We start from the raw sequence: 11,929 nt of genomic DNA, 5'->3' as shown, positions 1-11,929 counted from the left end.
GGCCTCAGCGGCCCTGGAGTGCCTTGACGTTGTCGCCGAAGGTCCAGCCCTTCGACCCGTCCCAGTTGACCGACCAGGTCATGAGCCCCTTGAGGCCGCCCCGGTAGGTGTTCCACGCCTGCGCCACCAGCGCCGGGCTCAGGTATCCGCCGCCGGCCCCGGTCTGGGCGGGCAGCCCGGGGACCTGCTTGTCGTACGGGACGCGGATGGTGGTGCCCTGCACGACCAGGCCGGTGTTGAGGCAGTCGGTCTGGACGACGAAGCCCTGCACGGTGCCGGCCGGGTACGAGTCGCCGGCACAGCCGTACATCGAGCCGTTGTAGTACTGCATGTTCAACCACCAGAGCCGGCCGTTGTCCGCGTACCGCTTGACGATGGGCAGGTAGGCGCCCCAGATCGAGCCGTAGGTGACGCTGCCGCCGGTGACGTACGCGGTCTCCGGTGCCATGGTGAGCCCGAAACCGGCGGGCATCTGGGCCAGCACCCCGTCGATGATCCGCACGAGGTTGGCCTGCGAGGTGGAGAGCTGGTTGATGTTGCCGCTGCCGGTCAGCCCGGTCTCGATGTCGATGTCGATGCCGTCGAAGTTGTACCGCTTGAGGATCGGCACCACGGTGGCGACGAACCGGTCGGCGACCGCGCTGGAGCCGAGGTCGATGCCGGCGGTCGCGCCGCCGATCGACAGCAGGACGGTGAGCCCGGCGGCCTTGGCCTGGCACACCTCGGCGGGGGTGGGCACCTTCACGCCGGCGTCCATGCCGTTCTCCCAGAGCACCGTGCCGTCGGCGCGGATCACCGGGAACGCGGCGGTGATCACGTTGTAGCCGTGGGCGGTGATCCGGGAGTCGGTGACCGGAATCCAGCCCATGCCGGGGTGCACGCCGTTGGCCGCGCCGTCCCAGTTCTCCCAGTAGCCCTGCAGGACCTTGCCGCTGGGCCGGGACTTCAGCGCGCAGGTGGTGCCGCCCGGCGGCGGCGTGGTCGGGGTGGTCGTCGGCGTCGCGGTGGGGGACGGGGACGTCGTGGGCGTGGGGGTGGGCGAGGGCGGCTTGGTGGTGGGGGTGGGCGACGGGGTGCCGCCGCCGCAGGCGCCCAGGTCGGTCCAGAGCGCCGGCGTGGCCGCCGGCGTCCAGCCCGCGCCCGCCGGCGGGGTGTGGGTGACCAGCGCCTGGTAGAGCCGGTTGGCGTACGTGGCCCGGCTACCCGCGGTCCAGGTCACCCCCTCGGCCCAGGCCGGCACACCCGCGCAGGAGACCAGCGCGGTCTCCGCGGCGGAGGCGGCCAGGCCGGTGGCGGCCGGCAGGGCGGTGGGTACGGCGAGCAACAGGGCGCCGCCGAGCACGGCGGTCAACCGTCGTCGAAGTCGCATGACATGCCTCCTCATCGATGCGCCGGAGGCTAGCAGTTAACTTTGTTAAATGTAAATGCCCGACCGGCTCAGGGAGCGACCGCCGCGCCCTCGTGCTGCCGGCGGACGAATTCGGCCGTCGCGACGCCGAATAGGACGAGGGCGCCGACGAGGCTCAGGACCAGGTTGGGCAGGCGCGGTGCCGCCGGCAGGAGGGCGACGGCGGCGAGGACACCGAGCACGTGCGAGCGCGGGATGCGTCCGAGAACCTCGTGGTCCAGGGCGGCCCGGCCGACGAGGAACAGCGCGACCCCGCCCAGCACGAGCGCGGCCTGGTTCGACTCCGGCTGCGCCCCGGGTTTCGCGATGACCCGGCTGAAGCCCGCCGCGAGGCCCACCACGCCGACCACCATCAGCCAGTGGGCGTACGGGTTGGTCTGCACCAGCCGGTGGCGGTGCGGGGAGCTTTCGATCGCACCGCGCAGCCGGGCGCCGGCGCCGCGCGCGTAGCTCCACCACAGCAGCACGGCCGCGACGAAGGCCGTGGCGAAGGCGCAGAGGCGGTCCATGCTGAACGGCATGTGGCTCAGGGCGAGGACCGTGACGAGGATCAGCTCGCCCAGGGTAAGAACGTAGATCTGCTGGTACCGCTCGGCCAGGTGCTCCGGCACCACGGCGTACTGGGGCAGCGGGGGCCGCCCGGGGATCGGGAAGCGGAAGCCGAACGCGACGTAGTCGACGGCCAGCGCGGCCAGCCACACCGCGAAACGAGCGGTGGGGTGGGCGATCAGGCCCCCGGCGACCCAAAGGCTGCCCGAGACGGTGGTCCAGAACAGGACCCGGACCGGCCGCTCCCGCTCCGGACGGCCGCGCAGCGCGGGAATGAGCGCCAGGGCGCGGGTCCAGTTGATGCCGGCCCAGGTGGCGCCGAAGATCAGGCCGTGGCTTCCGAACGCGGCCGGCAGGGCGGCGGACATCAGCATGCCGCCGAACATGATGCCCAGCACCACCAGCTGGATGCGGCGCTCCTGCGGGCTGTAGAGATCGGTGAACGAGGTGGTCGTCACCCAGACCGCCCACAGCGTCGACAGGGTCAGCAGGGCCTGCGCCATCCCCGTCCAGCCCTCGGTCGCCATCTTCTCCGACGTCAGGGTCAGGCTGGCGACGAGCGCGAGATCGAAGAACAGCTCCAGGAGATCCGATCGGGAGCCTGCCATCATGGTCCGCGTTATAGACCGACGTCCGCCATCCATCACAGCTGGCCTTCTTGATCTCGCGGCGTGGAGGACCATGCCATGGGGCCGGCCGGCGCCGCCCGTGCCCAAGCTAATCGACGCCCGGCACCGTGATCGGCTGAACGGGGAACCCGGGGCCGCGGTCGGCGGCGGCCCGCCTTCTTCACTGCTTGGTTCATCGCATTAACCTTGGGTGACGTATCCGGGCTGAGCCGCCGCGGGTGGTGACAGGGAAGGTAGGCGGACGTGGACGCTAGACGCACCACGGTGCGCGACATGCGACGTGCCAACCGGTCGGTCCTGCTCACCCGGATCTGGCTGGACGGCCCGCTGAGCCGGCACGAGCTGGGGCAGTCCACCGCGCTCAGCCTGGCCAGCGTGAGCAACCTGGTCGGCGAGATGATCGCCGAGGGCCTGGTCGAGGAGGCCGGCTCCGTCGAGTCCGACGGCGGCCGTCCGCGGGTGCTGCTCCGCGTCGCGCCTGCCTACGGCTACCTGGTCGGCGCCGACGTCGGCGAGACGCGCGTGCAGGTCGAACTGTTCGACCTGGCGATGACCGCCCTGGCGAAGGCGGAGTACCCGATTGCCGGCGCCGAGCCCGACCCCCGGCAGGTCACCGACCACCTGCTGCACGGCCTCGCCGCGGTGGTCGAGCAGGCCGGCGTCGACCCGACGGCGGTGCTCGGCTTCGGCGTCGCCGTCTCCGGCACCGTCGAGCGCGCCGCCGACGCCGTCGTGCACGCGCAGACCCTCGGCTGGGACGGCGTCCCGCTCGGCGCCATGCTCCGCGCCGGCACGGACATCCCCGTGCACATCGACAACGGCGCGAAGACCCTCGGCCAGGCCGAGATGTGGTTCGGCGCCGGCCGCGGGGTCCGGCACGCGGTCGTCGCCCTGGTCGGCTCCGGCGTCGGGGCCTGCGTGGTCGCCGACGGCGTGGGCTACCGCGGCGCGCACAGCAGCGCCGGCGAGTGGGGGCACACCACGATCGTGTACGGGGGCCGCCGCTGCCGCTGCGGCAACCTCGGCTGCCTGGAGGCGTACGTCGGGGCGGAAGGGGTGCTCGACCGGTTCCGGCAGGCCAACCGGGGCCGCCCGGCGGCCGGTGGCGACGAGGAGAGCGCCTTCGGCGAGCTGCTGCGCGCCGGCAGCCGCACCGCCGCGAAGGTGCTCGACGAGACGGTCGGCTACCTCGGCGCCGGTGTGGCGAACCTGGTGAACCTGTTCAACCCCGAGCGGGTGGTGCTGGGCGGCTGGGCCGGCCTGGCCCTGGGCGAGCGCTACCTGCCGCAGATCCGCGAGGTCACCGCGCGGCACGCACTGCGCCAGCCGTTCGCCCAGACCTCGATCGAGCTGTGCCGGCTCGGACCTGACGCGGTCGCGATGGGCGCGGCCACCCTGCCGATGGCCCGGCTGCTGCGCGACGGCGGCGTGCCGCGCGAACCGGCCGCCCGGCTGGTGCCGGCGCCCGCGCGGCCGGCGCGGCGGCCCCGCTCGCGCACCCGCTGAGCCACCGGGCCGGCGGCGGAGGCGCCGCCGGCCCGGCCCGGGTCAGGACGGGAGCGTCCACTTCTGGTTGGCCGCGCCCGTGCAGCTCCAGATCTGCGTCTTCGTGCCGTCGGCGGAGGTGTTGCCGGTGACATCCAGGCACTTGTCGGCCTGTGGGTTCACCAGGTCCCGTCCGGCCGTCCAGGTCCACCGCTGGGCGGCGCTGCCGTTGCAGGTCCACAGCTGCACCTTCGTGCCGTTGGCGGTGCCGCCACCGGCCACGTCGAGGCACTTGCCCAGCGCCCGGATGGTGCCGTCGGCGGCCCGGGTCCACTGCTGGTTGGCGCCGCCGGTGCAGCTCCAGATCTGCGCCGGCGTGCCGTCGGCGCTGCTGTTGTCGGTGACGTCGAGGCACTTGCCGCCGAGGCCGGTGATCGGGCCGGTCGAGGTGCCGCCTCCGCCGCCGCCGGACGGGGTGCCGGCCCAGGTGAACGTGGCGGTGGTGCGGGCCGGCAGGGTGTAGGTGAAGGACTGCCCGCCCCAGACCACCTTGACCGACTGGGCGGAACCGCCGCCGTTGTGCGCGAGCAGCGCCTTGGTCCCGTCCGGGTTCCGGTACGCGACGTTCTGCACCGTGCCGTTGGCGGTGGAGTCGATGCGGACCGCGCCGGGCCGGACGAACTTCGTGAGGTGCCCGGTGGTGTAGTACTCGATCGTGTAGTCGACCTGGCCGGCGCGGGCGCCGCCCTCCTGCACGGTGATGAGGCCGGTGCAGGTGCCGCAGCCGCCGTTGTGCGGTCCCATGAACTGGTTGACGGCGAGGCTCCACTTCACCATGCTCCGGCTCCAGTTCCGGGCGTAGTTCACGATGTCGGCCATGTCCTCGTTGTGCTGGTTGCCGATCCAGGTGCCGCCGGAGTGCTCGGTGCTGAACTGCGGCACGGCCGGGTACTGGCCGTGCACTTGGGTGCCGACCGCCGGGTCACCCCAGTAGCCGTGCCAGGCGATGCCACCGAAGAGCGGGTCGGTGCGCACCGCGCTGTCGGCGAGCAGCCCGGAGCCGATGGTGCCGTAGTCGCCGTAGTTCCAGTCGTGCACCAGCACCTTCGTGGTGATGCCGGCGGCGCGGAACGCCGGGTAGACGAAGTTCTTGGTCAGCTCCACGAGGCCGGAGGAGTTCCAGCTCATCCCCGGGTAGTCCATGGCCGTGGGGTTGCCGGACTGGCAGCAGTTGGGCTCGTTCTGCACCGAGAGGTAGTCGACCTTCACGCCCCGGGCCGCGTACGCCTGGATGGTCTTCACGAAGTACTGGGCGTAGGTGGCGTAGTACTCCCACTTGAGCCAGCCCATCTGGTCCATCCGGCCGTTGTCCTTCATCCAGCCGGGCGCGCTCCACGGCACCACCATGACCCGCAGCGCCGGGTTGAGCTGCCGGGCCTGCGCGGTGAGCAGTTCGACGTTCGTGTCGTACCCGTTCGCGCCGAAGTCGTTCAGGTCGCAGCAGGTGTCGTCGAGCGAGACGTTGCCGGGCCGGGACAGGTCCGAGGCGCCGATCGGGTTGCGCACGAAGGACAGGCCGATGCCGTCGGTGGGGCTGAACAGTCTGCGCATCACCTCGTCCCGGGTGGCGGCGCTGACCGGACCGCCGCGCAGCAGGTACGCGGTGGTGTCGGTGATGGACGCCCCGGCGCCGTCGAACGGCTGGTAGCGCGTGTTCTCGTCGACGGTGATCGTGTGCGTGGCGGCCGGGCTGGTGGCGGCGAAGGTCAGGGGGCTCTGCTGTTGCAGGCCCCGGGTGACCGTCCGCCCGCCGGAGTCGGAGGTGGTGGTCAGCCAGAGGTTGACGGTCTCGCCGGCGGCCTGCGCGGCCGGCGGCGGGGCCAGGGCGAGGGCGCCGGCGGTGAGGCAGAGCGCCAGGACGGCGCGGCCGGTGAGCCGGGGAACGGTGGTGGGGGACACGGATGCTCCTTCCGGATAAATCGACATCCGCGAATGAGAAAACCCCTCGCACCTGCTTATGTCAAGACATGAAAAAAGCGCCCGGGCGGGTGCCCGGGCACGGCGGAGCGGCCGCCCGGGAGGATCCCGCGCGGCCGCCCTGAGCGGTCAGTTCAGTTCTCCCCGCGCACCCGCCGGATGGTGTCGCGGTACCAGTGCGCGCTGCGCTTCGGTGTGCGCCGCTGGGTGTCGTAGTCCACCCGCACGATGCCGAACCGCTTGTCGTAGCCGTACGCCCACTCGAAGTTGTCCAGCAGCGACCAGGCGAAGTAGCCGCGCACGTCCGCGCCGGCCTGCCGGGCCCGGGCCACCGCCCGCAGGTGCTCGGTCAGGTACGCCACCCGGTCGTCGTCGGCCACGAACCCGTCGGCGTCCGGCTTGTCGTCGAAGGCCGCCCCGTTCTCGGTGATCACCATGGGCACGCCCGGGTAGTCCCGGTGCAGCCGCACCAGCAGCTCGGTGAACGAATCCGGCACGATCTCCCAGTCCATCGCGGTGCGCGGCAGGTCCCGGCGGATCACCCGGCGCACCGGCCGGCCGTCGTCGTCCCGCTCGCGGCCCTGCTCGTCCACCCCGGAGTGCACCTGCCCGAAGTAGAAGTTCACCCCGAGCACGTCGATCGGCGACGAGATGACCTCCAGGTCGCCCTCCTGCAACGGGATGCGCACGCCCTCGGCGGCCAGGTCGGCCACCACGTCCTCGGGGTAGGCGCCGCGGAGCACCGGGTCGAGGTAGAGCCGGTTGCCCAGCCCGTCGGCGGCCCGCGCCGCGTCCCGGTCGGCCGCGCTGTCGGTGGCCGGGTCCGCGGTGGACAGGTTGACGGTCAGGCCCAGCTCGATCGGGGTGGCCGCCGCGGCGCGCAGCCGCTGCACCGCCAGCCCGTGCCCGAGCAGCAGGTGGTGGGCGGCGGCGATCCCGTCGCCCAGGTTCCGCCGGCCCGGAGCGTGGTTGCCGTACACGTACCCGAGCATGGCCGAGCACCACGGCTCGTTGAGCGTGGTCCACGTCTTCACCCGGTCGCCGAGCGCGGCGAAGACCAGCTCCGCGTAGTCGGCGAACCGGTGGGCGGTGTCCCGGTTCGGCCAGCCGCCCGCGTCCTCCAGCTCCTGCGGCAGGTCCCAGTGGTAGAGCGTCACCCACGGGTCGACCCCGCGGCCCAGCAGCTCGTCCACGAGGCGGTCGTAGAAGGCGAGCCCGGCCGGGTTCGCCGGCCCGCGCCCGCCCGGCTGCACCCGCGGCCACGCCACCGAGAACCGGTAGGTGTCCAGGCCCAGGTCGGCGATGAGCGCGACGTCCTGCGGCATCCGGTGGTAGTGGTCGCAGGCCACGTCGCCGTGGTCGCCGTTGGCCACCGCCCCGGGGACGCGGCAGAAGGTGTCCCAGATCGACGGCGTCCGGCCGTCCTCGGCCACCGCACCCTCGATCTGGTACGACGAGGTCGCCACCCCCCACCGGAAGCTCGGCGGAAGGGTGTCGATCGGGTCGGCCTGCCCCCTGGTGGCAGCCGGGCGGGTGAGGTCGGTGTCCATGGTTCTCCTCGCGGTAGCGGGTCGTTCGGTCGGACGGGGAGCGGGGTCAGCGGGGGGCCGCGGCGGCGACCGGGTGCAGCCAGCAGGCGACGTCCCGGCCCGGTTCGGCGGCACCCAGTGCCGGCACCTTCTTGTCGCACGGGTCGAACGCTTTCGGACAGCGCGGGTGGAACGCGCAGCCCTCCGGCATGGCCCGCAGGTCCGGCGGGGAGCCGGGGATGCCGGTCAGCTCCCGGCGCGGTCCGCGCAGCGCCGGGAAGGAGTGCAGCAACCCCTCGGTGTACGGGTGCAGCGCCTGCCGGTACAGCTGGGCGGCGGGCGCCTCCTCGACGATCCGGCCGCCGTACATGATGGCGATCCGGTCGGAGAACTCGACCAGCAGCGACAGGTCGTGGGTGATGAACAGCACCGCGAAGCCGAGGCGCTCCCGCAGCTCGGCGAGCTGGCCGAGGATCTGCCGCTGCATCACCACGTCCAGCGCCGTGGTCGGCTCGTCCATGATGACCACCTGCGGCTCCAGCGCCAGCGCCATGGCGATCATCACGCGCTGCCGCATGCCGCCGGAGAGCTGGTGCGGGTAGCTGTCCAGCCGGTCCGCGGCGATGCCGACCAGGCGGAGCAGGTCCCGGGCCCGGGCCAGCCGGCCCGCCGCCGTGCTCGTCGGCTCGTGCGCCTTGATCACGTCGAGGAGCTGGGTGGAGACCTTGTGCACCGGGTTCAGCGAGTTCATGGCGCCCTGGAACACGATCGAGGTCTCCGCCCAGCGGAACTTGCGTAGCTGCGCCGGGCTGAGCGTCAGCACGTCGACCGGCGGGCCGTCGGCCGGGTGGTAGATCACCTGGCCGCCGCTGACCACGCCGGGCGGCGGCAGCAGCCGGGTCAGCCCGTACGCCAGGGTGGACTTGCCGCTGCCGCTCTCGCCGGCCAGCCCCAGCACCTCACCGCGGTGCAGGGTGAGGTCCACGTCGCGTACGGCGTGCACCGCCGCGTCACCGAGCCCGTAGTCGACCCGCAGCCCGCGGATCTCCAGCACCGGATCACTCACTTGAGCCTCCCTTCGTTCGCGACCGCGGGGCTCCGCTTCGCTGCACTCCTCGCGCTCACGGTGTGACCTCCTCGCGGGGGACCGGCACCGTACGCGGGGTCGGGGCCAGCACGGGGGTGAAGCCGACCCGCATCCGCACGCTGCGACCGTCGGCGGTGCGGATCCGGGTCTTGCCGGCGCTGCGCAGCCGGGGGCTGACGAACTCGTCGATGCCGAAATTGATCAGGGCGAGGGCGGTGCCGAGCAGCGCGATGGCCAGCCCGGCCGGGACGAACCACCACCAGGCGCCCTGCGCGAGGGCCTGCTGGCCCTGCGCCCAGAACAGGATGGTGCCCCAGTTCCACGACGAGATCGACGAAATGCCGATGAAGGCCAGCGTGATCTCGGACATGACCGCGAAGATGACCGTGCCGACGAAGCCGGACGCGATGATCGCGGTGAGGTTGGGCAGGATCTCGAACAGGATGATGCGCCAGGTCCGCTCGCCGGTGGCCCGGGCCGCCTCGACGTAGTCACGGCGCCGCAGCGACAACGTCTGGGCACGCAGCACCCGCGCCCCCCACGCCCACGAGGTGAGGCCGATGATGAGCGCCACGAGCGTGTCGCTGGCCTGCTCGACGATCGACGTCACGATGATGATCAGCGGCAGCGCGGGGATGACCAGGAACACGTTGGACAGCGCCGACAGGCCCTCGTCGGCCGCTCCGCCGATGTAGCCGGCCGTCACGCCGATGAGGATGGACAGGATCGTCGCCAGCACTCCGGCGAGCAGGCCCACCACCATGACGCTGCGCGCGCCGACCAGGATCTGGCTGAAGATGTCCTGACCGAGGTGGGTGGTGCCGAACCAGTGCCGGGTCGACGGCGCCTGAAGCACGTCGGCGCTGCGCGCGTCCGGGTTGTACGGCGCCACCCACGGCCCGATGACCGCGAACAGGCAGTAGACGGCCAGGATGATCAGGCCGGTGGCGGCCTTGGCGTTGGCGACGAACCGGAACCGGCGCCGCTTGGCGCGGCCCGGCGCGGCCGACGGCTGGGCCATCGCACCCTGACCGGGGATGACCTGCTCGATGCTCGACGGTGAGATGGTCATCGCTCAGCTCTTTCGGGTCCGCGGGTCGAGAAGCAGGTACGCGACGTCGGCGAGCAGGTTCGCCACCAGCACGGAGATCGTGATGATCAGGAAGATCCCCTGCATCAGCGGGTAGTCCTTGTAGCCGACCGCCTGGAAGAGCTGGTAGCCGAGGCCCGGGTAGGAGAACACGATCTCGACGAGCAGCGTGCCGCCGACGATGAACCCGAGCGACAGCGCGAAGCCCGAGACGTTCGGCAGCAGCGCGTTGCGGGCCGCGTAGCTCAGGGCCACCCGGCGCTCCGACAGGCCCTTCGCGTGGGCGACGGTGATGTAGTCCTCCGACGAGACGGTCACCATCATGTTGCGCATGCTGAGGATCCAGCCGCTCATCGAGGAGACCAGGATGGTGGCGGCGGGCAGGATGCTGTGCTTGATCGCGCTCGGGATGAAGTACCCGTCGAACGCCGGCACGAGGCCCGCCTCGTAGCCGCCGGAGGACGGGAAGAAGCTCCCCGGCCCGGTGAACACGGCGATGGCGACGAGACCCAGCCAGAAGTACGGGATCGAGGACAGGAACGTCGTGGCCGGCAGCAGCCCGTCGACCCAGGAGCCGCGCCGCCAGCCGGCGCCGACGCCGAGCCCGGTGCCGACGAGGAAGCTGATGATCGTGGTGATGCCGACCAGACCGACGGTCCACGGCAGGCTGTCGCCGATCACCGTGGACACCGGAGTGGGGAAGAAGGTGAACGACAGCCCCAGGTCGCCGTGGAGCAGCTGCCGCCAGTAGTCGAGGTACTGCTCCCACATGTTCTCGTGCGAGTCCAGCCCGAACAGCACGCGCAGCGAATCGATGGCGTCGGCGCTGATCCGGCCCTGGTTGCGCGAGATGAGGGACTGCACCGGGTCGCCCGGCACCAGCCGCGGGATGAAGAAGTTGAGCGTGATGGCCGCCCACGCCGTGAACAGGTAGAAGGCCGTGCGCTGCAGGAGGAATCTCATCGTGGCTCCCCCAGGGTGGCGGTGTCCGTCCGGTCGACCGCCGCCGGGGGCGGTGGCACGACCGGGTCGGCGTCGGGCGCGGCCGAGCCGGGGGCGTCGGCGGCCACGGTGTCCGGGTCGTAGAGCCAGCAGGCCGCCCAGTGGTCGGGCCGGTCGCCGATCGTCAGCCGCGGCGGCAGGTCCACCGTGCAGCGCCGCATGGCGTGCGGGCACCGGGGGTGGAACCGGCAGCCGGCGGGTGGGGCGATCAGGCTCGGCGGCTCGCCCTGGCCGCGGTCCTTCCCGGCGGCCACGTCGGCCGCGGGGCCGCCGCCGGTGATCCGCTCCGGGTCCGGCGCCGAGTCGGTGAGCAACCGGGTGTACGGGTGGGCCGGATTCTGGGTGACGGTCTCGCTGTCGCCGCCCTCGACCATCCGGCCGGCGTACATGACGATCGTCTCGTCGGCGAAGTAGCGGGCCGAGGCGATGTCGTGCGTGATGTAGAGGATGGCGATGTTCAGCCGGTCCTTGAGGTCCTGCAGCAGGTTGAGCACGCCGAGGCGGATCGAGACGTCGAGCATGGAGACCGGCTCGTCGGCGAGGAGCACCTCCGGGTCGGCCCCGAGCGCCCGGGCGATGGCGACGCGCTGCCGCTGGCCGCCGGAGAGCTCGTGCGGGAAGGCGTCCAGGTAGCGCTCGGGCGGGGTGAGGCTGACCCGGGTGAGCAGCTTGGCGAGGGCCTGCTCCAGGTCCTCGGCGCCGCGCCCGGCGTTGCCGTGGATGCGCAGCGACCGGGTGAGGTGGTAGCGGACGGTGTGCACCGGGTTCAACGAGGCGAACGGGTCCTGGAGGATCAGTTGGACCCGCCGCACGTACGACCGGAACGGCCGGCCGCCGCGCACCCTGGTCGACGTGCCGTGCAGGCGGAGGTCGCCGGCCGTGCGGGGATAGATCTGGGCCAGCAGCCGGGCCACCGTGGACTTGCCGGAGCCGGACTCCCCGACCAGCGCGGTCACCCGGCCGCGACGCAGCGCGAACGATACGTCGTCGACGGCGTGCACGACGGCCGGCGTCCGGGAGAAGAGGTCACGCAGCCGCCTGCGGACGGGGAAGTGCTTGGTCAGGCCGACGGCCTCCAGCACCACCTCGTCGGCCGGCGCCGCCGCGCTCTCGCTCAACGTCATGCCGAGTTCCTGTCTGAGCGTGGGGGTGCGCCTCCCCGGCCGGCCGAAA

General features: G+C 72.2%; 9 protein-coding genes. 1 reads left to right on the top strand and 8 read right to left on the bottom strand.

Annotation, left to right across the window (positions count from 1 at the left end):
- Positions 1-4 precede the first annotated feature (4 nt).
- Both RMN56_RS27525 and RMN56_RS27520 read right to left on the bottom strand, forming a co-directional pair.
- The gene (locus RMN56_RS27525) at positions 5-1,369 is read right to left on the bottom strand and encodes a glycosyl hydrolase family 18 protein (protein ID WP_313720564.1); all 1,365 of its coding nucleotides are present in this window, start codon (positions 1,367-1,369) and stop codon (positions 5-7) included.
- 68 nt (positions 1,370-1,437) lie between these two features.
- Positions 1,438-2,568 carry a low temperature requirement protein A gene (locus RMN56_RS27520; RefSeq protein WP_313720563.1) on the bottom strand — a complete coding sequence of 377 codons (1,131 nt, stop codon included), beginning with the start codon at positions 2,566-2,568 and terminating at the stop codon, positions 1,438-1,440.
- A 261-nt stretch (positions 2,569-2,829) separates the two neighbouring features.
- Here RMN56_RS27520 and RMN56_RS27515 point away from each other — a divergent pair, with 261 nt between their 5' ends.
- Positions 2,830-4,092: an ROK family transcriptional regulator gene (locus tag RMN56_RS27515; RefSeq protein WP_313720562.1), complete on the top strand. Its 1,263-nt coding sequence runs from the start codon at positions 2,830-2,832 to the stop codon at positions 4,090-4,092.
- A gap of 42 nt (positions 4,093-4,134) precedes the next feature.
- On the opposite strand, the gene RMN56_RS27510 is transcribed toward RMN56_RS27515, so the two are convergent.
- The 6 genes from RMN56_RS27510 to RMN56_RS27485 form a co-directional block, all read right to left on the bottom strand.
- The gene (locus tag RMN56_RS27510; RefSeq protein ID WP_313720561.1) at positions 4,135-6,030 is read right to left on the bottom strand and encodes a ricin-type beta-trefoil lectin domain protein; all 1,896 of its coding nucleotides are present in this window, start codon (positions 6,028-6,030) and stop codon (positions 4,135-4,137) included.
- A gap of 152 nt (positions 6,031-6,182) precedes the next feature.
- Positions 6,183-7,598, bottom strand: coding sequence for a GH1 family beta-glucosidase (locus tag RMN56_RS27505; protein WP_313720560.1), 1,416 nt, complete (start codon positions 7,596-7,598; stop codon positions 6,183-6,185).
- Positions 7,599-7,644: 46 nt separating this feature from the next.
- The gene (locus RMN56_RS27500; RefSeq protein ID WP_313720559.1) at positions 7,645-8,643 is read right to left on the bottom strand and encodes an ABC transporter ATP-binding protein; all 999 of its coding nucleotides are present in this window, start codon (positions 8,641-8,643) and stop codon (positions 7,645-7,647) included.
- Positions 8,644-8,698: 55 nt separating this feature from the next.
- Complete coding sequence (locus RMN56_RS27495) at positions 8,699-9,736, bottom strand: ABC transporter permease (protein ID WP_313720558.1); 1,038 nt, start codon at positions 9,734-9,736, stop codon at positions 8,699-8,701.
- Between the two features lie 3 nt (positions 9,737-9,739).
- Complete coding sequence (locus RMN56_RS27490) at positions 9,740-10,717, bottom strand: ABC transporter permease (RefSeq protein ID WP_313720557.1); 978 nt, start codon at positions 10,715-10,717, stop codon at positions 9,740-9,742.
- Positions 10,714-11,880: an ABC transporter ATP-binding protein gene (locus RMN56_RS27485; RefSeq protein WP_313720556.1), complete on the bottom strand. Its 1,167-nt coding sequence runs from the start codon at positions 11,878-11,880 to the stop codon at positions 10,714-10,716. Before RMN56_RS27485 ends, RMN56_RS27490 begins: the two co-directional genes overlap by 4 nt.
- Positions 11,881-11,929 lie beyond the last annotated feature (49 nt).

The organism is Micromonospora halotolerans (assembly GCF_032108445.1).
In the GTDB taxonomy this organism is placed as follows: domain Bacteria; phylum Actinomycetota; class Actinomycetes; order Mycobacteriales; family Micromonosporaceae; genus Micromonospora; species Micromonospora halotolerans.
This window is presented reverse-complemented; position numbering and strand designations above follow the sequence as displayed.

Coding starts and splice junctions, on each gene's coding strand:
- RMN56_RS27520 (WP_313720563.1), bottom strand. CDS start 2,568: ATGATGGCAGGCTCCCGATCGGATCTCCTGGAGCTGTTCTTCGATCTC.
- RMN56_RS27490 (WP_313720557.1), bottom strand. CDS start 10,717: ATGAGATTCCTCCTGCAGCGCACGGCCTTCTACCTGTTCACGGCGTGG.
- RMN56_RS27495 (WP_313720558.1), bottom strand. CDS start 9,736: ATGACCATCTCACCGTCGAGCATCGAGCAGGTCATCCCCGGTCAGGGT.
- RMN56_RS27525 (WP_313720564.1), bottom strand. CDS start 1,369: ATGCGACTTCGACGACGGTTGACCGCCGTGCTCGGCGGCGCCCTGTTG.
- RMN56_RS27485 (WP_313720556.1), bottom strand. CDS start 11,880: ATGACGTTGAGCGAGAGCGCGGCGGCGCCGGCCGACGAGGTGGTGCTG.
- RMN56_RS27505 (WP_313720560.1), bottom strand. CDS start 7,598: ATGGACACCGACCTCACCCGCCCGGCTGCCACCAGGGGGCAGGCCGAC.